This window comes from Streptomyces sp. WAC07094 (genome assembly GCF_036320405.1).
GTDB classification, from domain to species: domain Bacteria; phylum Actinomycetota; class Actinomycetes; order Streptomycetales; family Streptomycetaceae; genus Streptomyces; species Streptomyces lannensis.
This window is the reverse complement of sequence record NZ_JAVMJZ010000001.1, coordinates 7,994,097-8,017,625: the sequence shown is the minus strand read 5'-3', so window position 1 is coordinate 8,017,625 and position 23,529 is coordinate 7,994,097. Positions and strand designations below refer to the sequence as shown.

23 protein-coding genes and 1 pseudogene are annotated in these 23,529 nt (G+C 71.6%); 11 read left to right on the top strand and 13 right to left on the bottom strand.

Annotation, left to right across the window (positions count from 1 at the left end; all coding sequences use genetic code 11):
- Nucleotides 1-168: 168 nt before the first annotated feature.
- Together RCR19_RS35950 and RCR19_RS35945 are read left to right on the top strand one after the other, a co-directional pair.
- A complete protein-coding gene (locus RCR19_RS35950) occupies nt 169-705 on the top strand; it encodes a VanZ family protein (RefSeq protein ID WP_331268928.1) in 537 nt (178 codons plus the stop codon).
- A gap of 204 nt (nt 706-909) precedes the next feature.
- A complete protein-coding gene (locus tag RCR19_RS35945; protein WP_331268927.1) occupies nt 910-2,151 on the top strand; it encodes a family 16 glycosylhydrolase in 1,242 nt (413 codons plus the stop codon).
- A 166-nt stretch (nt 2,152-2,317) separates the two neighbouring features.
- Here RCR19_RS35945 and RCR19_RS35940 read toward each other — a convergent pair whose 3' ends face one another.
- On the bottom strand, nt 2,318-2,554 hold the full coding sequence (locus RCR19_RS35940) for a hypothetical protein (RefSeq protein ID WP_059129709.1): 237 nt from the start codon (nt 2,552-2,554) through the stop codon (nt 2,318-2,320).
- A gap of 185 nt (nt 2,555-2,739) precedes the next feature.
- Here RCR19_RS35940 and RCR19_RS35935 point away from each other — a divergent pair, with 185 nt between their 5' ends.
- The 3 genes and pseudogenes from RCR19_RS35935 to RCR19_RS35925 all read left to right on the top strand — a co-directional run bounded on the left by RCR19_RS35935 (nt 2,740) and on the right by RCR19_RS35925 (nt 5,764).
- Nucleotides 2,740-3,777 carry a PHP domain-containing protein gene (locus RCR19_RS35935; RefSeq protein WP_331268926.1) on the top strand — a complete coding sequence of 346 codons (1,038 nt, stop codon included), beginning with the start codon at nt 2,740-2,742 and terminating at the stop codon, nt 3,775-3,777.
- 37 nt (nt 3,778-3,814) lie between these two features.
- Entirely contained in the window at nt 3,815-4,477 is a 663-nt protein-coding gene (locus RCR19_RS35930) for an HAD family hydrolase (protein WP_059129707.1), read from the top strand.
- Between the two features lie 319 nt (nt 4,478-4,796).
- Nucleotides 4,797-5,764 (top strand): annotated as a pseudogene (locus RCR19_RS35925) (SDR family NAD(P)-dependent oxidoreductase).
- 113 nt (nt 5,765-5,877) lie between these two features.
- Here the strand turns inward: RCR19_RS35925 and RCR19_RS35920 are convergent.
- The 5 genes from RCR19_RS35920 to RCR19_RS35900 form a co-directional block, all read right to left on the bottom strand.
- On the bottom strand, nt 5,878-6,042 hold the full coding sequence (locus tag RCR19_RS35920) for a hypothetical protein (protein WP_331268925.1): 165 nt from the start codon (nt 6,040-6,042) through the stop codon (nt 5,878-5,880).
- Nucleotides 6,043-6,139: 97 nt separating this feature from the next.
- Nucleotides 6,140-6,712, bottom strand: a complete 573-nt coding sequence (locus RCR19_RS35915; RefSeq protein ID WP_331268924.1) for a transcriptional regulator — start codon at nt 6,710-6,712, stop codon at nt 6,140-6,142.
- Nucleotides 6,713-6,729: 17 nt separating this feature from the next.
- On the bottom strand, nt 6,730-8,238 hold the full coding sequence (locus RCR19_RS35910) for a helix-turn-helix transcriptional regulator (RefSeq protein WP_331268923.1): 1,509 nt from the start codon (nt 8,236-8,238) through the stop codon (nt 6,730-6,732).
- A 240-nt stretch (nt 8,239-8,478) separates the two neighbouring features.
- Nucleotides 8,479-8,730, bottom strand: a complete 252-nt coding sequence (locus RCR19_RS35905) for a hypothetical protein (protein WP_331268922.1) — start codon at nt 8,728-8,730, stop codon at nt 8,479-8,481.
- Between the two features lie 143 nt (nt 8,731-8,873).
- A complete protein-coding gene (locus tag RCR19_RS35900; protein ID WP_331268921.1) occupies nt 8,874-10,163 on the bottom strand; it encodes an ROK family transcriptional regulator in 1,290 nt (429 codons plus the stop codon).
- Nucleotides 10,164-10,544: 381 nt separating this feature from the next.
- Here RCR19_RS35900 and RCR19_RS35895 point away from each other — a divergent pair, with 381 nt between their 5' ends.
- The gene (locus tag RCR19_RS35895) at nt 10,545-10,823 is read left to right on the top strand and encodes a hypothetical protein (protein WP_331268920.1); all 279 of its coding nucleotides are present in this window, start codon (nt 10,545-10,547) and stop codon (nt 10,821-10,823) included.
- 28 nt (nt 10,824-10,851) lie between these two features.
- On the opposite strand, the gene RCR19_RS35890 is transcribed toward RCR19_RS35895, so the two are convergent.
- Both RCR19_RS35890 and RCR19_RS35885 read right to left on the bottom strand, forming a co-directional pair.
- Entirely contained in the window at nt 10,852-11,364 is a 513-nt protein-coding gene (locus tag RCR19_RS35890; RefSeq protein WP_331268919.1) for a GNAT family protein, read from the bottom strand.
- A gap of 10 nt (nt 11,365-11,374) precedes the next feature.
- Nucleotides 11,375-12,370 (bottom strand): DUF3626 domain-containing protein, encoded by a 996-nt coding sequence (locus tag RCR19_RS35885; RefSeq protein ID WP_331268918.1) that lies wholly within the window; start codon nt 12,368-12,370, stop codon nt 11,375-11,377.
- Nucleotides 12,371-12,438: 68 nt separating this feature from the next.
- Here RCR19_RS35885 and RCR19_RS35880 point away from each other — a divergent pair, with 68 nt between their 5' ends.
- From RCR19_RS35880 to RCR19_RS35865, 4 genes are all read left to right on the top strand, one after another.
- Nucleotides 12,439-12,933 (top strand): FBP domain-containing protein, encoded by a 495-nt coding sequence (locus RCR19_RS35880; RefSeq protein ID WP_331268917.1) that lies wholly within the window; start codon nt 12,439-12,441, stop codon nt 12,931-12,933.
- Between the two features lie 127 nt (nt 12,934-13,060).
- Nucleotides 13,061-14,338, top strand: a complete 1,278-nt coding sequence (locus tag RCR19_RS35875) for an FUSC family protein (RefSeq protein ID WP_059129700.1) — start codon at nt 13,061-13,063, stop codon at nt 14,336-14,338.
- A 27-nt stretch (nt 14,339-14,365) separates the two neighbouring features.
- A complete protein-coding gene (locus RCR19_RS35870) occupies nt 14,366-15,412 on the top strand; it encodes a hypothetical protein (protein ID WP_331268916.1) in 1,047 nt (348 codons plus the stop codon).
- Between the two features lie 108 nt (nt 15,413-15,520).
- Entirely contained in the window at nt 15,521-16,738 is a 1,218-nt protein-coding gene (locus RCR19_RS35865) for a lactonase family protein (protein WP_331268915.1), read from the top strand.
- On the opposite strand, the gene RCR19_RS35860 is transcribed toward RCR19_RS35865, so the two are convergent.
- Nucleotides 16,706-17,428 (bottom strand): DUF2470 domain-containing protein, encoded by a 723-nt coding sequence (locus RCR19_RS35860; RefSeq protein ID WP_331268914.1) that lies wholly within the window; start codon nt 17,426-17,428, stop codon nt 16,706-16,708. The genes RCR19_RS35865 and RCR19_RS35860 overlap by 33 nt on opposite strands.
- Nucleotides 17,429-17,512: 84 nt before the next feature.
- Nucleotides 17,513-18,121 (bottom strand): helix-turn-helix domain-containing protein, encoded by a 609-nt coding sequence (locus RCR19_RS35855; RefSeq protein WP_331268913.1) that lies wholly within the window; start codon nt 18,119-18,121, stop codon nt 17,513-17,515.
- A gap of 115 nt (nt 18,122-18,236) precedes the next feature.
- On the opposite strand from RCR19_RS35855, the gene RCR19_RS35850 reads away from it, so the two are divergent.
- Nucleotides 18,237-19,748, top strand: a complete 1,512-nt coding sequence (locus tag RCR19_RS35850) for a cytochrome P450 (RefSeq protein ID WP_331268912.1) — start codon at nt 18,237-18,239, stop codon at nt 19,746-19,748.
- Here the strand turns inward: RCR19_RS35850 and RCR19_RS35845 are convergent.
- From RCR19_RS35845 to RCR19_RS35835, 3 genes are all read right to left on the bottom strand, one after another.
- Entirely contained in the window at nt 19,710-20,540 is an 831-nt protein-coding gene (locus RCR19_RS35845; protein WP_331268911.1) for a pentapeptide repeat-containing protein, read from the bottom strand. The genes RCR19_RS35850 and RCR19_RS35845 overlap by 39 nt on opposite strands.
- 345 nt (nt 20,541-20,885) lie before the next feature.
- Nucleotides 20,886-21,773: an RNA polymerase sigma factor SigJ gene (sigJ, locus tag RCR19_RS35840; protein WP_331268910.1), complete on the bottom strand. Its 888-nt coding sequence runs from the start codon at nt 21,771-21,773 to the stop codon at nt 20,886-20,888.
- A 416-nt stretch (nt 21,774-22,189) separates the two neighbouring features.
- The gene (locus RCR19_RS35835) at nt 22,190-23,491 is read right to left on the bottom strand and encodes an alpha/beta fold hydrolase (protein WP_331268909.1); all 1,302 of its coding nucleotides are present in this window, start codon (nt 23,489-23,491) and stop codon (nt 22,190-22,192) included.
- Between the last annotated feature and the right edge of the window lie 38 nt (nt 23,492-23,529).

The following is a 23,529-nucleotide window of genomic DNA, read 5'->3' as shown; positions in this document are numbered from 1 at the left end:
CGGCTGCCGCCCGGAGTGCCCAGCCCGCGGGAAGGGAAACCGACGGCGGCGCATCCCGCCCTCACCGCCGGCGATCGACTTGGGCCGACCGCCCGTTGATCCGGCATCAGAGGCCCTTTCGGGGGTAGGCCCAATTACCCAGAGGGAAGACGAAAACGGGAGGGCTGGATGGCACGTACAGCGATAGGCGCCCGAAGCGCGAAGTCCGCACGCCGCCGGACTTCTGCGACCCCACGCAAGCGCCGACCGCTCCCGCTCCCCCTTCGGTTGCTGGCCATGGCGCTCGCCTTCGCGGCGATGGTGGCGTTCGCCGTGGCACTGGCCCGGATGACGCTCGAGCCGTCACCCGCGTCCCAGGAGCTCATCCACAGCAATCTGCGTCCGGGCAGCTCCCTGCGCGCCTACCTGGACCAACCGGCCACGCGGGACGCCGTCAAGCAGATCGGGGGAAACATCCTGCTGGGGGTGCCGTTCGGCATCATCCTGCCGGTCCTCGCCCCGAAGACCCGGGGCATCCTGCGGGTCGGCGCGGTCACCGCGATCGTCATGCTGACGGTGGAACTCGTCCAGGGTGCGGTCATCACGGGCCGCGCCTTCGACATCGACGACGTCATCCTCAACACCGCGGGCGCACTGCTCGGTTACCTGCTCCTCGGGAAGCGGCTCGGCCGGGCCGTGCACGCCCGCGAGCGCAGCCGGGCCTGAGCCGGCCCCGGCGCGGGGCCGTTCGACAAGTCCGGCTGTTGGTCCGTACCAGGTTCTTGACGTTCCCTTACTTCACCTCTTGAATCAAGAGGCGAAACAGCGCCCCACGGAACCCATCCGGCGCGGTCTGCGACCGCGGCCGCGCCGGCACCCCCCACCTCAGTCGGCCCACCCGTGCCCCGGGTGGCCGTGGAAGGGAGCGTCATGAACTCCCCGCGTCTGCTCCGCAGATGTCTGCTCGCCGCACTCTCCGCGGTACTCGCCGCATCGGCCTTCACCGCCGCCCCGGCCCATGCGGCACCGGAGGCGGCGGATGCGACCGTCTTCTCCGACACCTTCGACGGCTCCGCCGGATCGGCCGTCGACTCCTCCAAGTGGCAGATCGAGACCGGCGACAACGTCAACAACCACGAGCGGCAGTACTACACATCGGGCAACAAGAACGCCGCTCTGGACGGGCAGGGCCATCTGGTCATCACGGCCCGCCGCGAAAACCCCGCGAACTACCAGTGCTGGTACGGCACCTGCCAGTACACCTCCGCCCGGCTCAACACCTCCGGCAAGTTCACGGCGCAGTACGGCCATGTCGAGGCTCGGATGAAGATCCCGCGCGGGCAGGGCATGTGGCCCGCGTTCTGGATGCTGGGCAACGACATCGGGCAGGTCGGCTGGCCCAACAGCGGTGAGATCGACGTGATGGAGAACGTCGGCTTCGAGCCCTCCACCGTCCACGGCACCATCCACGGTCCCGGATACTCGGGCTCGGGCGGCATAGGCGCCGGGTACTCACTGCCGAACGGCCAGGCCTTCGCCGACGCGTTCCACACCTTCGCCGTGGACTGGGCGCCCGACTCGATCACCTGGTCCGTCGACGGCAACGTCTACCAGCGGCGCACCCCTGCGGATCTGGGCGGGAAGGCCTGGGCGTTCAACAAGCCGTTCTTCCTCATCCTCAACCTCGCCGTCGGCGGCTACTGGCCGGGCGACCCCGACGGTTCCACCGCGTTCCCGCAGCAACTCGTCGTGGACTCGGTGACCGTGACGACGAGCAACACCTCCGGCGGCACCGGTTCGCCGATCACCGGGCTCGCGGGCAAGTGCGTGGACGTGGCGGGCGCGAACCCCGCGAACGGCACTGCGGTCCAGCTCTACGACTGCAACGGAACCACCGCCCAGAAGTGGACGGTCGGTTCGGACGGCACGGTGCGCGCCCTCGGCAAGTGCCTGGACGTCGTCGGCAACGGCACCGCGGACGGCTCCAAGGTCCAGTTGTGGGACTGCACCGGCGGACCCAACCAGAAATGGACGGTCACCGGGGCCCGCGACATCGTCAACCCCCAGGCGAACAAGTGCCTGGACGTGACGGACAACAACTCCGCCAACGGCACCCGGCTGCAGATCTGGTCCTGTTCGGGTGGCGCCAACCAGAAGTGGACGGTCGGCTGATCGTCCTGGCACGACCACGATGAAAATCCCGTCCGCCCGTGATCGCCGCGGGCGGACGGAGTCGTCTCGACCGCCCGACACGGGCCGGCCGGACAAGGGCGCCGCCGGCCTACGGCCGCTCCACGACGCACCGCGCCGCTCCGTGCGCCCGGCACGGGACAAGTGCCTAGTGCACGTACCAGGTCAGCTTGTCGCCGCCCACCCAGCGGATCACCTCGGGGTCGTCCAGATCGTGGACCGGGACTCCGGCCTCCGAGGCCACGTCCAGCACGTCGACGAGCGACCTCGCCCGGCCAACCATCTCGCCGTCGACCTCCACGATCCGGAACGGAGGTGTGCCGGGCTGGACCCCGAGCACGGTGATGCGTGGATGGGAGATGTGCGGGCTTGCTATTTCTGTCATGCAAAAAGGGTAGAACGCATCGCGGCACCTCAGCGGCTCAGGGGGTGGGTTACCGCACGTCGGGGCGGCCCCGCCCCGCCAGGCAGGCCGTCCGGGGCCTTGACCCACCCGGGTGAAGCCGCCCCCGGACCCCCTCGTCGTGCGCGCCGCACGACGCTGGGCAACGCTGGGGTGAGGAGGTGCCGATGGAGCCCGTCGAAGCCCTGGACCGGATCGCGTTCCTGCTGGAGCGGGCCGGGGCCCCGACCTATCGCGTACGGGCCTTCCGCACGGCCGCAGAGGTGCTGTCCGCGCTGCCCCGGCACGACGTCGCGGAGCGCGCCGCCGCCGGGACGCTGGAGGCCCTCAAGGGCATCGGCCCGACGACCGCCCAGGTGGTGCGGGAGGCGCTGGCCGGGCAGACCCCCGGCTACCTGGAGAAGCTGGAGCCCGAGGCCGCTGCGCCCCTCGCGCACGGCGGCGAACGCCTGCGGGCTCTGCTGCGCGGCGACTGCCATCTCCACTCCGACTGGTCCGACGGCGGCAGCCCGATCGAGCTGATGGGCCGGACCGCCGCACGGCTCGGTCACGAGTGGGCCGTGCTCACCGACCACTCCCCCCGGCTCACCGTGGCCCGCGGGCTGTCCGCCGAGCGGCTGCGGGAGCAGTTGGAGGCGGTGGCCGCGCTCAACACGCGATGGGCGCCGTTCCGCCTGCTCACGGGCATCGAGTGCGACATCCTCGACGACGGCTCGCTGGACCAGGAGCCGGCTCTCCTGGAACGGCTCGACGTCGTGGTGGTCTCGGTCCACTCCAAGCTCCGCATGGACGCGCGGTCGATGACCCGGCGGATGATCGCGGCCGTGCGCAACCCGCACGCCGACGTGCTCGGTCACTGCACGGGTCGGCTGGTGACCGGGCGGGGGCGGCCCGAGTCCGAGTTCGACGCCGAGGCGGTGTTCGCCGCGTGCGCCGAGTCCGGTACGGCGGTGGAGATCAACAGCCGGCCCGAGCGGCTGGATCCGCCGCGGCGGCTGCTGCGGCAGGCGGTCGAGGCCGGGACGCTGTTCTCGATCGACACCGACGCGCACGCTCCGGGCCAGCTGGACTGGCAGATCCACGGCTGCGCCCGGGCCGAGGAGTGCGGGGTGCCCCCCGAGCGTGTGATCACGACCTGGACGGCCGAGGAGTTGCTGGCCTGGACGCGCGAGCGGACGGCGCCCACACGTGTGGCGGGGCCCTGACGTGGTACCCGACCCCCCACACGAGGGAGGACTGGGCATGGGACGGGCGGCCGTGTTCGACGTCGACGGCACCCTCGTCGACACCAATCATCTGCACGTCACGACGTGGTGGGAGGCGTTCCGTCAGGCCGGTCACCGGGTGTCGATGCACGCCATCCACCGGTCGGTGGGCCTCGGCTCGGAGGATCTGATCGCACACCTGCTGGGCCGCCGGAACCGCGACGAGGTAGACCTGCTCGTCTCCGCGCACACCGCGCTGTACGGCACGTTCTTCGACCGTCTGCCGCCCCTCAAGGACGCCGGGCGGCTGCTGCGCAGACTCGACCAGGACGGCTGGAACGTCGTGCTCGCCACCTCGGCCGGCGGCCGGGAGCTGTCGGCGCTGCGCCAGGCCATCGCCGCGGACGACGCCATCGCGGCGACGGCGAGCGCCGACGACGTGGAGGCCGGCAAGCCCTCGCCCGAGCCCGTCGAACACGCCCTGGAACTGGCCGGTGTCCCACCCGAGGCAGCGGTGTTCGTGGGCGACACCGTATGGGACATGCAAGCCGGGACGCGGGCCGGGGTCACCTGCATCGGCCTGCTGTCGGGCGGAATACCGAAGGCGGACCTGCGGGAGGCAGGAGCCCGGGCCATCTACCGGGACCCGTCGCACCTGCTCGCCATGCTGGCGGACAGCCCACTGGCGCCGGACACCTAGGAGTTCTGGTCACCAAGGGCGGTGAGGCAGATCACAGGGACATCACGGGTTTCCCGGAACACCGATCGATAGTTTCCCGTTGAACCAGGCGTGGGAGCGGACGGAACAGTGTCCCCGGGCCTCATCTCTCGCCCACAGGGAAGATCGTTCGGCTGAAGCCCTGTGGAGCCTTTCGCCGAGAGGCGACCGCCGTCCGCACCCACCATCGGCTGCCCCGACCGTGATTCCCCCGTCGCGGTCGGGGCTTCTTCCTGCCCGTGCTCCACAGGGGTGACCCGGGCTTGACTTCGAGCGCCCTCGAATTCGTAGCGTGCGCCGTATGAGCACTGCACAGCACAAGATCGGATCCGGTTTCGGTGCCCGGAGCACCGCGGACGAGGTACTTCAGGGGATCGACCTCTCCGGCAGCCTCGCGGTGGTGACGGGCGGCTACTCCGGACTGGGTCTGGAGACGACCCGGGCACTCAGCAAGGCGGGCGCCCGGGTGCTGTCCCCGCTCGGCGCCGCGCCGCCGCCGAGGAGGCACTCGCGGGCCTCGAGCGGGTCGAGGTGGACGAACTCGACCTCGGTGACCTGCAGAGCGTGCGGGCCTTCGCCGAGCGGTTCCTGACCTCCGACCGCGCGATCGACATCGTGATCAACAACGCCGGCGTCATGGCGTGCCCGGAGACCCGGGTGGGACCGGGCTGGGAGGCCCAGTTCGCCACCAACCACCTCGGGCACTACGCGCTGGTCAACCACCTGTGGCCGGCGATGCGGCAGGGCGGGGCGCGGGTCGTGTCGGTGTCGTCCACCGGCCACCACAACTCCGGGATCCGCTGGGAGGACCCGCACTGGCGGCAGGGGTACGACAAGTGGGGGGCGTACGGTCAGGCGAAGACGGCGAACGTCCTGTTCGCCGTGCACCTCGACAAGCTCGGCCGGGAGCACGGTGTCCGCGCCTTCGCCCTCCATCCCGGCGGAATCCTCACGCCGTTGCAGCGTCACCTCGCCAAGGAGGAGATGATCGAGCGCGGCTGGATCGACGAGACCGGCGCCCTGGTGGACCCCGACGCCTTCAAGACACCGCAGCAGGGTGCGGCCACCCAGGTGTGGGCCGCCACCTCCCCCCGGCTCGCGGGCCTCGGCGGGGTGTACTGCGAGGACTGCGAGATCGCGGAGCCCGCTGCGCCCGACGGCTCGCGCACCGGCGTCAAGGACTGGGCGACCGACCCGGAGCAGGCGGCGCGCCTGTGGGCCCTGTCCGCCGAACTCACCGGCGTCGACGCGTTCGCGTCCCGTTCCTGAGGGACCGGGGCCGGCCGCGCCCCGGCCGGCCCCTCACTCCCCCGCCATGAACTCCCGGATGTCCGCGACGAGTCGGTCGGCAAGGGTGAGGACGGGCGGGTCGAACTCGGCGATCATTCGCAGCGGTAACCCGCCTCGGCCGGCTGCACCATCTGGTACTCCCACATCTCCGTGCCCAGATAGGTACTGCTCACGAAGACGACCACGGGTCCGTCGGCCGGACCGTAGTCGACGTGATGGAGCCGCGTGCCGTCGGCCGGGCTTTCGAAGTACGGCATGAAACGTCCTTACGCAGTCGGATCGTGCGGACGTCCTCCATGCTCGTGTGCGCCGCGTCGGCGGTCGGTCACCTCACACGTCATGACTGCGGGGGTTTCAGGCGGCGAAGCCCACGTTGGTCACGTACTCGTACTGGCCCCACTGCGAACCCAGATCGACGATCTGGTCGGTCCAGGCGTCGTCGAGGGCCTGGAGGTCGCCCTCTGTCCAGGCGCGGACGATGGCGTCCCAGTGCCGGACGTTGAGGGTGCGGAACTCCACGAACCGCTGGCGGGGGCGGGGGACCTGGGACTGGTTCAGCGGATGCAGTTCGACCCGGGTGCCGCGGCCCTCACGGTTGAGCCGGCCGAGGAGATAGCGGGCGACGTTGTGGCGGCGGACCGCACGGTACGCCGTCTCGATCCGCTCGAGATTGGGCCGCGACGGACTGCGCCCGCCCGCCAGCCATGCCTTGAGCGTGCGATCGGTGACCGTCAGCCCTGCCTCGCGGGCCGCGGCACGCGCGTGCTCCGTGCGTGTGAGGTAGTGCAGCCGGGCCAGCAGGCCACGCCGCGTCGTCACCGGGGTCGCGATCCCGCCCGCGAGCGTGTCCAGTTGGCGGGCCACCGCCTCGCTGCCCTTGACGCCCCGGGCGCCGTACGCGCCGAAGTCGCCGGTGTGCTGCGGCACTCGCGCTCCTCTCCCCTTCAGTCGCCGTGTTCGTCCGCGGCGACGGGATCAGTGTCGCAGCCCACGGTGTACGTGTCCTTGACCTTCACCTCGGAAACGCCGCGCCCTTCCGGGAAGACACGCCGCCACTCCCCGAGCACATGGAGTTCGTCCGTGCCCATCGCGCGGACGACGACCAGCCCCTCCTCATGGGCCTTGTACGCCTTCATCCAGAGGTTGGCGAAGGCCTGGGAGCGGATCAGATGCATCCAGTCGGGGCGGTACAGCTCCCGGTTGTAGTTCGACTCGCCCATCGTGGACACGAACTTGGAGTACATGGCCTTCACATACTCCACCGTCACCTCGTCCTCCTCGGCGATGGCCCGCTCCCGGGCCTCCTTGAGCGCGACGCGGAACTTCTCCAGCAGGTTCTCGGTCGCGCCGGAGGTGAACGACTCATGGATCTCGGGCGGATCGCACAGTGCGTACTTCGGACCGGACAGCCGCAACAGCAGCCGCAGGGTCGGCTCGGTGACCCACAACGGACCCGGCTCGTCGCGGTTGCCGAGAGGATTGGGCAGCACCGCGTCGTGCTCCCACACCGGCGGCGTGATCAGGTGGACGCCTGCTCGCCTGCGGTCGTGGCCGAAGCCGCTGGAGTGCTCCAACTGGCCGATGGGCAGGTGGGTCTTGAGGGCGGACAGGTAGGCGCCGTTGATGTCGAGGGCCGTCACCTGGTGCCGGCCGGTGGGCAGTTCGGGCCGTGCCCACTTGGGTCGGGCCTCCCAGATCCGGTCCGGGCCGCGTGCGGTCTGCTTGCGCAGGATGTCCGGGATCCAGGGGTGCGCCACGATGTCGTAGCGGCCGCCCCTGCGTGTCCCGTCCAGCAACGCCATCGCGTCGGGGATGGCTCGTGCGACCAGGGCCGCCGTCGCCGCCTCCACATCTCCGAAGTGTGCGGCCAGCGCGGCCGCGACGGCCTCACGGATCGGGTCGGGAGACTCGTCGGCCGTCCGGACACGGCGGCCGGCGGGCACCACCCTCACGGTCCCGGCGGACTCGCTGCCAGTCCGCGCGTCGCTCTCCCCGGTCGGCGCGGTGCCGCACTCCCCCGGGTCCAGATGCTGGGGGAATCCCGCGACCTGATGACGCGCGGGCCGACCGCACAGTACGCACGGCTGCTCTCTGTGCAGCGCCTCGCCGTCGTCGCCGTCGCCGTCGCCGTCGTGCGGGGACGCCTGCGGACCGCCCTCCTCGTCCTCGGCCGTCGGCGGCTCGTGCCCGGCCGGCCGGGCCGTGGCCCGCTCCGCCAGCTTCGTACGGGCGCCTTCGAGGAAGTACGCGTACTTGTCACGTACCTCGCCGCTCGGGTCGCGGCCGGCTTCCCAGCCCCCGACCGTGGACGGGCCCACGCCGAGTGCCTGGGCCACCTGCGCCTGGGACAGATTCAACTCCTCGCGCAGCGCGCGCCGTTCACCGGCGGGCGGCAGCGGCGCCTCTTCCCGGGCACCGGCCAGCAGGGCGTCGATCGCCTCGAAGTCCGTCATCGGGCCACCGCCTTCGGACCGGTGCCGCACCGGTCCCGGCCGGGCCCGCAGCCGTGCGCACGGGCAGGCATGAGCGCGGTGGCCGTCGCGCCCGGCCGTTCTCCCTTGAACCATCCCACCCGGTCAGCCTATCCAGGGTGACCGGGTGATCCCGCGCGCGGCATGTCGGTCGCTCGCATGGGCTCGCCGCCCGCTCCGCGCGATCGGGAGCGGCGTTTACGCCGCCGCTCCCCGCACGGGTCAGCCGGAGGGCTCGTCCGGTTCCGGGTGGTCGGGGTGGACCGTGCGGGAACGGGGACCACCCCGCCGGCCGGTGCCCGCCTCGTCCGTGTCGGGCACGTCGTCGGCGCGTTCGTCCTCGGCGTTCTTCCCGGGGCCCCGTCCTGGACGGGCGTCCCAGGGGTCCTCCTCCTCGCGGGCCTGCTGGTCCGGCATGTCCCGCGGGATGGGCCCGGAGCGTTCCCCGGGGCCTTCCTGCCGCCGATCGGTCACGGCGTCCTCCTCTTCCTCGCCCCGAGAGGGGGGTCGCGAACCCACGCGGCCCCCTTGCCGGGCGAGGCCGCGAGTACCGCGAGGGGCATCGACCAAACCCCTGGGAGGCAACCGTGATCACCGCATCGGCACGGTCCGGCCGGTCAGCGCGGCGACCGCTCCTCCAGTGCCGTCCGCCATGCGGGCGGCCGCCCTTCGGTCGCGGGCTCCGCGCGACGGCCGCCACGCGCGAAGAAGTCGGCGAGCGGCAGGATGGCCGCGCCGACCGTCACGGCGTCCGGACCGAGCCTGCCGAGGTCGATGGAGACCCGCTCCGCCGGATACCGCAGGGCGTACGACGTCGCGTAGCGGCGCACTGCGGCAAGGAACCGGGCCCCCAGCTGGAGGCCGGCCCAGCCGCCGATCAGGATCCGCTCGGGCTGGAAGAGGTTGATCAGATCCGACAGTCCCGCGCCCAGGTACTCGGCGGTCTCCTCCAGAACAGCGAGCGCGACCGGGTCGGCCTCGGTGCCTTCGGGCGGGTAGGCCGCGGCCAGCATGGCGGTCAGCGCGGTCTCCTCGTCCGTGTTCTGCGGCGGCCGCCCGCCCTGCTCGCGCCAGCGGTCCAGGAGCGCCTCCGCACCCGCGTAGGCCTCCAGACAGCCGAGGGCACCGCAGCGGCATCGGCGCCCCCGGACCCGTACCGTCAGATGGCCCCACTCCACGGCCCGGCCACTGCCCACTTCCTCGGTGACGAGGCACGCGCCGACACCGGAGCCGAAGAGGACCACGACCGCGTTGTGGGCGCCGCGTCCGGCCCCGAACCACATCTCGGCCTGACCCAGGGTCTTGGCACCGTTGTCGATGAAGAAGGGGACGGAGTCCGGGAGCCGGCAGGTGGAGCGGAGCAGGGATTCGACCGGGACGGCGTCCCAGCCGATGGTCTGGCCGTGCACGACGGCCCCCAGGTCCTGAGTGCCGGCCACTATGCCGGGCACACCGATGCCCACGCCGAGGAGCCGCTCGGGGGCGATGTCGGCCGTGGCCAGGACCTCGTCGATCCCGTCGCGGATGTGGCCGACGACGACTTCGACGTCGTACCGCTGATGCTCCAGGGGGCGTTCGGTGCGGGCCAGTTCCGTCAGGGCCAGGTCGAACAGTTCGACACGGACACGGGTCTCGCCGACGTCGACGCCTATCATGTGGCCGCTGGTGGGAGCGACCCGCAGCAGGGTGCGCGGACGGCCGCCGTCGGAGTCGACGCTGCCGGCCTCCTCGACCAGTCCGTCCGCGACGAGCTCGGCGACCACATTGCTGATCGAACCGGAACTCAGACCAGTCGCCGGGCCGAGTTCGAAACGGCTCATCGGGCCGTCGAAATACAGCCGCTGCAGTACCTCGGCGCGATTGCCCCGGCGCAGATCGCGCACGGTGCGCCCGTTCCGCCCGCCCATGTGGCTCCCTCCGACCCTTCCCGACCTGCACGATACCCCTGCGCCGGGCTGGAACACGCGTTCCTCGCCGTCTTAAATCAGACCCTAATTTAAGACATGAGGACGATGGGGTGCGGATGGGTGCACGTGTCACCGGTCACCATGCCGCTGCGCCGTTCCGGCCCCGCCGGGACTCCGGGCCCACTTGTCGCCGTCCACGCGGGCCCCCGCTCACGTCGGGAGTCACTCTGCCAGGTGAGCCTTCGCCCACATACTCCCTTGTCCGTGCTCACAGGTTCACGCGGCCGGGTGGTTCGACCCTAGGGCCGACCGGTCGATCTCGGTGCCGGGCGTGCGGGTCGAGAGGCCGGTCCCGTCGACCCGGGCCTAGTATCCGGGGCCGTGGCGACGACCTTTGAAGAACTCGTGGAGATGCGGCGTGCGGCGAACGACGCGCAGTCGAAGGCCGACGAACTGCGCGACAAATACGGTCCGCCCACCGCCACCCCCTGGACCAAGCAGCAGACCGATCTGTACGAGACCGCACTGCGGGCCTGGCGGGACCTCGACCGCGACCTTCAGATCGCGATCACCGAGTATGCCAAGGAGCAGGGCAGGCCGCTTCGTGAGATCGAGGCGGAGGTGAACGCCGGGGCGGGGCAGCCCACCGAGGGCTTCTGACCGTCCCTGCGCTCGACGGGCGGCGGCTTCAGGGGCGGCCGAGATCGATCCGCCAGTCGTTGGACGTGATCCAGTGCCCCTTCGGGTACTCGACCGCGACCGGTCCGAGCAGATCGAAACCGACTCTTCTGCACACGGCGTTCGACGCGTCGTTCCCGACGTCGGGAAAGGCGTGCAGATACCGGTGCGTCCCGCTGTCCCTCGCCGCTTGGACGATCTCACGGGCCGCCCGCGCGGCGAGGCCCCGCCCCTGGAACTCGGGCAGTACCCCCCACCCGGTCTCCCACACGGTCGTGTCCCGCCAGGCCCTCTCCCAGAATCCCGTGGACCCCACCGTCTCACCGGTCTGCGCGAGCGCGACCCGGTACATCCGTCCGGCTCCCGGCGTGAGATAGCGCCGATGGCGTACCTCGAGTTGCTCCTCGGTCTCGGGGCCGCCGAGGTGCTCCGTCATCTCCGCGGAGTTGGTCCTGCGCAGCAGCCAGAAGTCGCCCTCCGCCCAGGGCTCGAGCCTGACCCGCAGCGTGTCAGTGGTGTCCATGCCTGCCACCCTAGGGCGGGGGTGTGACAGCGGCCGGCGTCGCGCCGGTACCGACGGATCCCGCCTGGGCACCGGCCGGGTCGCCTTCCGGGGCGGGGACGGCGGTGGCGGCGGCAGGCCGTTCCGTCTCCGCCGTCCCGGCGCCCGCGGGCGCCCCGAAGCGGGCCAGGCAGTGCCACACCATCTTCAGGTCCTGCACCTCGTACCGGCCCGTGCGCGCGGCGTCTCCGATGATCCGGGGATCGAGATGCCCGAACTCGGCGATGCGCTCCCCCAGCTCGACGTACTCCGCGCCGCGGTAGTCCGCGTGGCGGCGCAGTTCCGCGACGGACAGCCGGTATCCGGGGTGCCACCGAACCGGGCACGGGAGCCGCCGGGCCGCGGTCTCGACCGGGGTGCCTCGGTAGCCGGCGTCCAGGACCAGTGCCTCCACGTCCCGCTCGAGCACGACGGGTCCGTGCACCTGGGCCTCGATGTAGTCGTTGAGGGCGTCCTGGTCGTCGGCCTCGGCCGGCTCGATCAGGCTCATTCCGGCGGCCACCCCGAAATGGGCCGGCTCGGCCGCGCTGTCCGGGTAGCAGAACGTGGCCCTGTCGAGCACCGCGGCGGTCAGCCGGAAGTGGGAGGAGCCGAAGCGGGGCGCCGCGCCGACCACTTGACGACGGAAGTTCAGTGCTCCGTACACGGGGCGCTCGTGAGCGGGCGCGTCGTCGTAGGCCTGCCCGAAGATCCGGCTCTCCCAGCGCCAGCGGTCCCCGCCGGGGTGGGCGGTGAGCCCGCCGTTGCTGATGCCGGTGACGAACTGCGAGCGGTACACGCCGTCCTCCGCCATGGCGTGGAGAATCGGCCGCCCGCGCACGATCCGGTCGGGGTGGAAGTTGAGCGTCAGCCGCAGGCTTCTGTTCACCCCGGGCCCCGAGGACCTGGCCGCGACATGGCGCAGGGCCCGCCGTGCGGCCGCATCGAGTGCCCCGTCGTACGAGAAATCCACTCGCTCTCCCCCCATGGAGCTAGGTAGCCTAGCTGTAAACCTAATGCCTCTAGGTTCCTGTAACGGCCCCAGGAGGAATCCCCATGAGACCACTCTCCGAGCAGGACATCCGCAACTCCTTCATCAACTGCTCGAAGGGCGATGCAAGTCGTCTGCCGATACCCCGCGACCTCGACGAACGCCCCTGGGCCGACCTGGACTTCCTGGGCTGGCGCGACCTCGGTGCACCTGGTCGCAGCTATCTGGTCACCGAGCACGCCGACCGGCTCGTCGGCGTCGCACTGCGCTCTGCGTCGTCGCAACGCGGCTTTCTGCACCGGAGCATGTGCTCGCTCTGCCTGACGACCCACCCCGGAAGCGGCGTCTCCTTGATGACGGCGCGCAAGGCGGGAGCGGCTGGGCGCGAGGGCAACTCGGTGGGCGTCTACATGTGCACCGACCTGACGTGCTCCCTCTATGTACGCGGCAAGAAGGTGCCCGAGGCCGGGCTGCGGTTCGAGGAGACCCTCGGCATGCGCGAGCAGATCGACCGGATGGTGGCCAATCTGTCCGCCTTCCTCGGCGGCCTGTACGCCTGAGGGTGAAGTCCCGGCCCGGCACGGACGCCGCTGAGCAGGGCGGGCGCTCCCCCGGACGACGTTCGAACGTGTTCTTTGTGTTCATGGTTACGTTCGTCGCCCGGGTGGAACGGGAAGGCCCCTAGGGATGCGTGATGTGCGTGATGCGTGGGCGATGGTCTGCGCCCGGATCGAAAGGTGGCGCCGGCAGCCCGAGGTCGTCCAGGCGGTGCGCTCGACTGCCGCCGCGACCCTCGCGTATGTGATCGCGCTGTACCTCAGCCCCGAGGCGGCGCCCCTGACGGCGCCGCTGACAGCCCTGCTGGTCGTGCAGGTGACCCTCTACGCGACGATCACCAACGGTGTGCGCCGGGTGAACTCGGTGGTCGCAGGCGTTGTCATCGCCATCGGCTTCAGCATCCTGGTGGGCCTCACCTGGTGGAGTCTGGCCCTGATCATCCTGGCCTCGCTGGCCGTGGGCCATCTGGTGAGGGTCGAGGAGTACGTGCCCGAAGTGGCCATCAGCGCCATGCTGATCCTCGGAGTGACCCAGGTGGGCAGCACGGCGTGGGCGCGGGTCCTGGAGACCTTGATCGGCGCCGTGGTCGGCCTGGGGATCAATCTGCTCATCGCTCCTCCCGTATGGGTCTCGGCCGCCGGGGAGGAGATCGAGGCGATGGCGCGGCGCGTACGGCAGCTGATGCTGCGGGTCGGGGAGGAGGCCGCGGGACGTGTGTCCGCCTCGCTGGCGACCGCACGGTTGTACGAGGCGCGCCGCCTCGACCACGAGATCGTCGGCGTGGACGCCGCGCTGCGGCAGGCCGAGGACAGCCTGAAGCTCAACCCCCGGGTCCGCGAGGGACTGCTCCACCGCATCGTGCTGCGCACCGGCCTCGACACGCTCGAGATCGTCACGGTGGTGCTGCGGGTGATCGCGCGCACCCTCGCGGATCTCGCGAAGGAACGGGAGGCCGAGCCGCTGTTCGAGCCCGAGATCGGGGCGACGTTGGAGCGGCTGCTGTCCGAGATCGCCGACGCCGTGGTCAGTTTCGCGGTGCTGGTCACCACCGACGTCAGCCGCAGCGCCGAGTCGGCGGAGACCCGGCTGGCGGAGGAGCTGATCACGGCGGGTGCGACCCGCGACAAGCTGGCCCAGCTGCTGCTGGAGGAGGTCCAACGGGACACCCGTCAGTGGCAGTTCCACGGCGCGATCCTGACCGAGGTCAACCGGATCCTGGACGAGATGGACACCGAGCACCGCACCCGTCGGCTGCTGGAGGAGCTGGACCGCGGCGCCCGGGAGCAGCGTGAGCGCAATCCGCGCCTGGCCAGACTGCGGGACCGTGCGCGCGGCCCTCGCTCGGCCCGGTTGCGTGGTCTTTTCACGGACCGGAACCGTCCGGGCGCGCCCCGGCGTTCTAGGTGAGGACGAACGATCCGGCGGGGAAGGGGAGTGCGCATGGAATCGGTGCGGATCGACGGGGACTCCCTGGTGCTGCCGGGCGGTGTACGGGTCCGCTTCATGCGGACGCTGCGCCTGCCGGAGACGGGCACGCACGCGCTGCCTCCGGGCCTCGGCCAGTTCCCCGTCCGCCGGGTCGAGGACTACCCGCAGACGGTGCCGGCCGAGTGGCGTGCACGCGGCGGTGTGATGCTGCCGGTCTATCTGCGCGAGGCGATGTGGCTGGGCTTCGGCGCCACCGAGCCCGCCGCGCTCCAAGTGGGCGCGGGCAAGGTGTGCGCGGTCTCGGGCAGGCCGTGGAGCTCCCGGCTGAGTCGCCGCCCGCAGAACTACGTCGTGCTGCCGCGCCAGCCGTGGCTCGACGGGATCAATTCCGGCAAGGGGACGGTCCGCCAGTTCGTGGCGGTGCCGCTCGGTCTGGGCGCCACGGTCGAGGGCCAGGTCACCGGCGAGGAGGTGTGGGGCGGCGTCCAGCTCCAGACCTTCCCGCTCCAGGAGGCGCCGCTCGCCAAGTGGCGGGACGAGGAGCGGCGCAGGCAAGAACGGGCGCTCAGGACCCGTTCGGCGTCCGGACCGTACGGAGGGCCTCCGCCCGCTCCGGGTGCCGTACCGGCGCCCGCGGCCATGGCCGCCCCCGGCGGAGGCCCGCGCCGCGCCGCCGCCATGGGCCTCGGGGTCGGTGGGTCCATGCGGCAGGAGGTCTACAAGGACGACCGGCCTGCCGGAAGCTGGGCGGAGGAGCCGGCGGGGCGGGTGTTCGTCCATCTGGTGACACCGCCGGAGTGGCGGCGGATCACGGGCGAGGCGCCCCCGCCGTCTCCGGTGGACCGCGCGGCGTACACACGTGCGGGGCTGCCGTGGTTCGATTACTACGACCAGGACGGCGAGGACCTCGCGCCCACGGACGCGCTCGGTGAGGTCAAGCCGGTCGGCGACTGGCTCGGCGACGACCACGAGCCGTGGCAGGAGCCGTCACCGCAGCAGGTGAAGCCGCTGGGCGACGCACCGGGCAAGCCCGTCGGGGACGGCGACTGGTAGTCGGGCTTGTTGCACCGCACGCAATGCCGGTTGCCCGTCTTGCACCTGACGGTCGTTACGCGCCATGGTGGCTGTGTCGGCTGAGGCCATCGACTCCCGAGGGGCGGCATGGACAGGCGTGCGGAACCGGCGCAAAGCTCGCTCGGCGGAGGCTGGAGCAGGCGTCGCTTCCTCGGTGCCGCCGCGGCCGCCACCGCGGTCACGACGATCCCGGCGCCGGTCGCGCCCCGGCAGTCGTCGCCGCCCGAACCAGGCGCGGCCCCGGCCGAGCGGCACTCACCGCCGCGCCGCCCCCCAGGTCCCCGGCCGCTCTACGTCGGCACGTACACCTCCGTCGAGGGCGGCGGCAAGGGCATCGGCCTCGCCACGTACGACCCGGGGACGGGCGGGATCACCGGCACGGGCACACTGAGCGGGGTCGCCGATCCGTCGTATCTGGCGGTGCACCCGGACGGGCACACGCTCTATGCCGTCGACGAGCGGGAGGCCGGCGCAGTGACGGCCGTGGGCCTGCCCGATCACCGGATCCTGGGCTCCCGCGGCACCGGCGGAGCGGGGCCCTGTCATCTGTCCGTGCACCCGAGCGGGCGCTGGCTGCTGAGCGCCAACTACGGCTCGGGCAGCGTCGCCGTGCATCGTGTCGAGACCTCGGGCGCGCTCGGTGAACTCACCGACGTCGTCACGCACTCCAGCCCACCGCCCGGGCCCGGCCAGCAAGGACCGCACGCCCATCAGGTCGTCACCAGCCCAGACGGCGGCCATGTGCTCGCCGTCGACCTGGGAACCGACACCGTCTACACCTACCGTCTCGACCCGTCCGGGGGAACGCTCACCGAGGTCTCCCAGGCGCACACCCGGCCGGGTGCCGGCCCCCGGCATCTGACCTTCCACCCGAACGGCCGCTTCGCCTATCTGGCCAACGAGGTCGACGACACGGCCGTCGTGTGCGCCTACGACCCGGCGAGCGGGCGCCTCGTCCCGGGCGACCCGCAGTCCACGGGTACCGGCAAGGGCACGAACTATCCGGCGCAGTTCGTGGTGAGCGCGGACGGGGCGTACGCCTACCTCGCCAACCGCGGCCACAACACCTTGACGCGGTACGCGATCGAGGCGGGCGGCGCCCGGTTGCGGCTGCTCGACTCGGTGCCGGTGGGCGGGGACTTCCCGCGTCACATCGCGCTGTCCCCCGACGGCGGACTGCTGTTCGCCGCGAACCAGCGGTCGGGCACGGTCACCGTGTTCCATCTGGACCGCGCGAGCGGGGAACTGCGGCTCGCGGGAGAGCCGTTCGCGTCACCGGTCGCCGTGTGTGCGCTGCCTCTGTAGTGCACGGGGACAGGCCCGGGACGCGTGGATGAGCAGGGCGTGCATCCGTTCGGTCAGCTGTGCGAGATCGTCGGCGGGCCGGTGGAAGGTCAGCCGTACGTCTCCGTGGTCACGGGCGCGCTCGATGCGCAGGGTCAGCCCGTGGCGGTCGACGGCCAGCGGACGGACACGCACGGCACCGTGCAGGCCGTCCGGCTCGACCAGGCGGGTGAGGCGCTCGACGGCGTCCGGATGGGCGTCGGCCAGATGAGTGAGCAGCCCCGCCTCGGCGGTGGCCAGCGGATCGGGCGCGGCGGCCGCGTACTCGTCCGGATCCACGACGACCACACCGTTCACCCTGCGCAGCGCGATGCGCGTCGGCCGGAACTCCAGATGACCTTCGGCCGGCACGCACGAGCCCGCCAGCCAGAGCCGGGCACGGATCCGTGACCGCACCGGCACGGGTGCGACATCGGCGAACTCCAGTACTGTGGACGGCTCTCCGCGCGGGGCGCAGATCGCGGCGGTCAGCAGCGCGCTGTCCTCGGGCAGGCGCAGCAGGACCCGGCCGTCGGCGGTGACGGTGTGCGCGCCGACCGCCTCCTCCCTGCCGGTCTCCGTGGTCACCGCGCAGGAGCCCGCTGCGGCCAGAACCGAGCGGGCACGTTGCGCCGCAGCGGGCGCGGCCGTCCAGTCGTGACGGTCACCCATCCCGAACCTCCTTAGGTAAGCCTTGCCTAAGTTATCGGAGATCGGGGCGCACGCCAACCGGCCTGGACATCCGAAGGGTGCTCGTCAGCGCTCGAGGACGCCCAGCAGCGCGCGGGCGCACAGATCGCGCACCTGCTCGCGGGACAGTTCCGCGCCGCGCAGCCACTCGAGACACACAGCCGTCGTGAACGCCAGCCAGCCGCGGACGGCGACTTCGAGATCCGGCCGCTCCTGCGGCACCGAGCCGAACTCGGGATCGGCCGCGAGAGCGGCCAGGATCTGCCGCTCCTGTGCCGCCAGCGACTGCCGATAGACCTTCCGCACGGCCTGGTCCCCCGCCGCGTCCGCACGATGGAACGCCCGGAAGCCGTGCGCGTGCTCGGCGACGTACGAAAGAAACGTGTCGAGACCGGTGGTGAGCTGCTCGCGCAGCGGGACCCCGGGGGCGGCCGCGGTCATCCGCAGCATGCGGGCGCTCTCCCGCTCCACGACCGCCGCGAAGAAGTCCCGCTTGGTCGGGAAGTAGTGGTAGAGCAGTCCGCGCGAGACACCGGCGATCTCCGCGACCTGCTCGATCCACACGTCGTCGTACGGGTTCTCCGAGAACAGCCGCGCTCCGACCGCGAGGAGCTGCTCCCTGCGCTCCCCGGTGCTGAGCCGGCGACGCGTGCGCTCCCCCTGGTTCGCGGCCATGCCCGCACTGTACTTGACGCCGGTTCAGCAACGGGACCACACTGAACCGCTATTGAACCCATGTACAACACGCGCGGGACGGGTGCCACGTCCTCCGCATCGAGGGAGCCGCACCATGGCGCAGACGACGGCGACCGCGCTGCCCAAGGGGTTTCGCGGGGCGGAACTCGGCTGGCCGGAGCTGGAGCGCATCCCTCATCCGCCGCGCCGGATCCCGCTCGTCGGCGATGTGTTCGGCGCCGACGTCCGTAGGCCGGTGCAGGACTCGATGCGCTACGGCCGACTGCTCGGGCCCGTCTTCCGGCGGAAGTTCTTCAGCAGGGAGATCGTGTTCGTCTGGGGCGGAAGCCTGGCGGCCGACCTCGCCGACGAGTCCAGGTTCGCCAAGCATGTCGGCCTCGGCGTCGCCAATCTGCGGCCCGTCGCCGGGGACGGGTTGTTCACCGCGTACAACCACGAGCCCAACTGGCAGCTGGCGCACGACGTCCTGGCTCCCGGATTCAGCCGTGAGGCCATGGCGGGCTACCACCCGATGATGCTGGACGTGGCCGAGCGTCTGACGGGCCGCTGGGACGCGGAGCGGTCCGCGGGCCGAGCCGTGGACGTGCCCGGCGACATGACCAAACTGACGCTGGAGACCATCGCGCGGACCGGCTTCGGTCACGACTTCGGCTCCTTCGAGCGCGCCAGGCCGCACCCGTTCGTGAACGCCATGGTCGGCACGCTCACGTTCGCCCAGCGGCGCAATGTCGTCCCCGGACCGCTGACCCCCCTGCTGCTGCGCGGCGCGGCCCGGCGCAACGAGGCGGACACGGCCTACCTCAACCACACGGTGGACGAGGTGGTGCGGACCAGGCGGACCACCCGCGGCGAGGGCGACCTGCTCGACCGGATGCTGGAGACCGCCCACCCGGTGACCGGGGAACGGCTCACCGCGGAGAACGTCCGGCGCCAGGTCATCACGTTCCTGGTCGCCGGCCACGAGACGACCTCGGGGGCGCTCTCCTTCGCCCTGCACTACCTCTCCCGGCACCCGGACGTCGCCGCACGGGCCCGCGAAGAGGTGGACCGGGTCTGGGGCGACGTGGACCGCCCCGGTTACGACCAGGTCGCCAGGCTGCGGTACGTCCGCCGGGTCCTCGACGAGTCGCTGCGGCTGTGGCCGACGGCTCCCGCCTTCGCACGCGAGGCACGTGAGGACACGGTCCTTTACGACACGCATCCGATGCGACGGGGCGCCTGGGCACTGGTCCTGACGACGATGCTGCACCGGGATCCGCAGGTGTGGGGTGCCGACGCGGAGCGGTTCGATCCCGACCGGTTCGACGCGAAGGCGGTACGGGCGCGGGCCGCGCACACCTTCAAGCCCTTCGGCACCGGGGCCCGGGCCTGCATCGGGCGGCAGTTCGCCCTGCACGAGGCGACTCTGGTGCTCGGCCTGCTGCTGCGCCGCTACGAACTGCGACCCGACCCCGGCTACCGGCTGCGCGTGGCCGAGCGGCTGACGCTCATGCCCGAGGGACTGCGGCTGCACCTCGACCGCAGGGCCCCCGTGGCGCGGACCCCGGCCGCCGTCGACGATCCGTCGTCACAGGCGCGCTGTCCAGTGACCGGGGCGCGAGACTGACGGCGGGAGCCTGGTGCCCACGCCGCCCCGGGCGGCGTTGACCTGAGGCTGCGTCAGGAAGAAGGCACCGGTCAGATCGGCGTCGGTGAGGTCCGCGTCGCGCAGGTCGGCTCCTATCAGATCCGCCCCGCGCAGGTCGGCACCCGTGAGGTCGGCCGCTATCAGACAGGCGCCCCGCAGATTCGCGCCCCTGAGGTCGGCGCCCTTCAGACGGGCACCGGCGAGATCGGCGCCCCGCCGATCCTTGACACGCCGCGCGCCCCCCGAACGGGCCAGCTCACTGACGTGCAGCAGCAGCACATTGACCTCCTGCCGATGCGCGCCCACGTCCAACTCCCCCAGTTCTTCGGGGGACAGCGCGGTGAGCCGTTCCGTCCTCTCCAGCATCCGGCGCAGGTCGCCGTGCACCGGGCGCACGGCGGGCATGCTCCGCGCCTCGGTCAAGTACCAGAGCATTTCGTGCAGTTGGCGCACCACGGCGAAGACGTCGTACATCCGCCGGGCGTGCTCCCGTCCTCCCGACCGCCAGTCCTGGCCGCGGAAAACGACCTGCGAGACCTTCTGTCCGGCGCCGAAGCAGTCGTAGACGGTACAGCCGGAGAAGCCGCGCGGCCGCAACTCGGAGTGGACACCGCAGCGGAAGTCGTCCTGGAGGTTCCGGCAGGGCGTGCCGGCGTCCTTGTCGACGGGGAAGTCGGCCGAGCGCGCGAAGGGCAGCGCCACACAGCACAGCGCGAAGCAGTTGCCGCAGTCGGCACGGAGTCCGGACGGGCCGACGGAGGTGACGTGCATGCCGTCCACCCTAACGACCCGGTCCATCGCCGCGGAAACCGTTTTCGGCGCCCCGGCGGAACGCTCACGAGGCCCGGGACCGCGCCCTCGACCATGGGCGCGTGTGACCCCGGAGTCGGCGTACACGCAGACCAAAGTCGTCCGCGGCCTCCTCGGATCCCCTTCGGGCACGCCCGGTACGTCGAGGGGCGAACGGCGCCGTCACCCGGGTACTGACCCGCCACCGTACTGCCGGGACGGGACGCCGCTCGCCCGGCGGGTGCGCCGTCGCCCTGCCCCCCGGCGGGCGACGGCGCGGGCCTGCCGCCGCACACATCACTGCGCGGCGGTGTCCGATCCGCCCGATCAGACAGCCGCGAAGTCCAGCCGCTCCAGCCGTTCCGGGTCCGCCAGGATGTAGATACCGGTGATCCTGCCGTCGACGACGGTGACGCCCATGACCGACATGGGCCGGCCCTCGAGCGCCATGACGAGCCCGATCGAACCGTTGACCAGCGCGAGCCGGGCGTGCTGAGCGTACTGGCGGAACATGAGCGCCCCCTTCGCCACGGTCGCCGCGCCGCGCGCCACCTTGGAAGCGGCCAGGCCGGTGACCAGCGGGCCGGAGTCGGCGCGCAGTACGACATCCGGGTCGAGCACGGCGACCAGGGCGTCGAAGTCACCGGCGCGCGAAGCCGCGAGGAACGCCTCGACCGCCTCGCGCTGGCGCCCGAGGTCCGGATCGGCTGCGGGCTCGGCGCTCTGGACCCGGTGGCGGGCACGGCTGGCCAGTTGCCGGGTCGCGGCGGACGTGCGCCCCGCGATCGGGGCGATGTCGTCGAACGGAACGGCGAACATGTCGTGCAGGACGAACGCCAGCCGCTCGGCGGGCTCGAGTGTCTCCAGTACGACGAGGAGGGCGAGTCCGACCGAGTCGGCGAGCAGCACCTCCTGTTCGGGGTCGACACGCTCCACAGGGGTGATCACGGGGTCCGGGACGAAGCTCTCCACCATGGGATCCTCACGCCGCGCGGTGCGGGAGCGCAGCATGTCGAGGCAGATCCGGCCGACGACGGTGGTGAGCCACCCTGCGAGGTTCTTCACCTCGCTCACGTCGGAACGGCTCAGCCGCAGCCAGGTCTCCTGGAGGGCGTCGTCGGCCTCGCTGAGTGATCCCAGCATCCGGTAGGCCACCGCCCTGAGATGCCCGCGGTGCGCCTGGAAGCGGTCCGCCAGCAGTTCTTCGTCGTCCATCGATCCCCGTTTCGAAAAGCCGTCCTCGTGGGCGCCGTCACGATCAGAACACGGCACCGGCACTCAGTCGAGGCCGCCTGCGGACGGCGGCCGAAAAGCCCGAGCCGCCGGGGCCGGTTCGCCCACAGCGCTCGCTCATGGTCTGCGTCCGGGAGGCCGTCATCGAATACGGGGACCGTGCCGCGCCGGAACGTCGCGGCGGCGACGGCCGCGCAGCCGTCCCGGAGGTCGTCGGGGTTCGGCGACGGCGGCGAGGGCCCGCCGCCGGTCGTCGGGCATGGACTCGAGCCGGGCGTTCTCGGGCTCGATCATGTCCACAGCCCGACGCCGCCTCGCCGAAGGCCGGTCGGGTGTGTGATGAACGGCCGCCGGAGAGCGGGGTGCGGCCGTTCACCGAGCGATGTGCCCCGGCCGCGTCAGACCTCGTCCCGGCTCAGTGCAACCAGCCGGTCCAGGACCCGGGGTCCGCCCGCACGGACGCCGTCGTGCTCGAACTCGTCGGTGATCCAGGTGCGCAGACCGCGGATCGAACGGGCCGTCCCAAGGGCGTGGGCGGTGTCGACGTACATGTCGTCGTGGTAGACCGCCGCGGCGACGGGCACCTCGTTGACGGCGAGGCGGGACGAGTCGTACAGCGGCGACCAATCGGTGCGCTCCGCGAGCAGGTCCGCGGTCTCGCGCAGCGGGCGCAGCGCCGGATCGTTGTCGAACGTCCACGGGTGCACGGACTCTCCGGTGAAGAGCACCGGTCCGTCGCCCGACAGGGCCTTCGCCGCGTCGAACTGCGGGAACTCCCCCCGCACCCGCTCCGCCGCCCAGGCGGTGGGCCGGTCGTCCTGGCCGTAGCTCGCCTCGTGGACCAGCGCGTAGAGGGGGTGGGCGGCATAGGAGAGCAGCCCGTGCACCTCCTCCTGGAAGGCGTCGGAGAGCGCAAAGCCCTGCGCGGTGCGGACAAAGGCGTCCTCCAGCAGGAAGTGGAGGCGGTGGCTGCCCTCGCTGCCGCCCAGGAGGATGCCGAGGGACTGGAAGGCCTCCGCGGTGAGGCGGTAGCCGCTGTTCAGGACGGGCTCGTGCTGGAGCAGGTACTCGACGATACGGCGAACCCGTTCGACGTCCTGCGGATAGCGGGCGTAGTGGGCGGCGACCTTGCGCTCGATGCGCGGGTACGCGGCACGGTAGACGTCGTCCGCGTGTGCGTCGAGTGAGGGCAGGCCGCCGGTGATCAGGGCGGCTCGCAGACCCTCGGGGGCCGCGGCGAGGTAGTTCACGGTGCAGAAGCCGCCGAAGCTCTGCCCGAGGACCGTCCACGGGGCACCGCCGGTGATCTGCGGGCGAATGGCCTCGCAGTCGCGGACGATGGAGTCCGCGCGGAAGTGCGTGAGGTAGTCGGCCTGCTCGCGGGGACCGCCGCGCAGCGGGAGCGTCTGCCGGTTGGCCGGCGTGGAGGCGCCGGTACCGCGCTGGTCGAGGAGGAGGACGCGGTACTCCTCGAGGGCCCGTCCGAGCCAGGCCTGCTGACCGATGAAACGATTCGCCCCGAAGCCGGGGCCGCCCTGGAGATAGAGCAGCCAGGGCAGGTCGGCATCCACCTTGGCACCGGCGACGACCTCCCGGGCGTAGAGCTCGATCGTCTCTCCGCCCGGGTTGTCGTGGTCGAGGGGCACGGTGAAGCGACGGTCGGTGAGGACGACGCCGGGCTGGCGATAGCTGAGGCTCAAGGGTGCTCCCGGGACGAACGATTTCAAGGCCGCGTCCC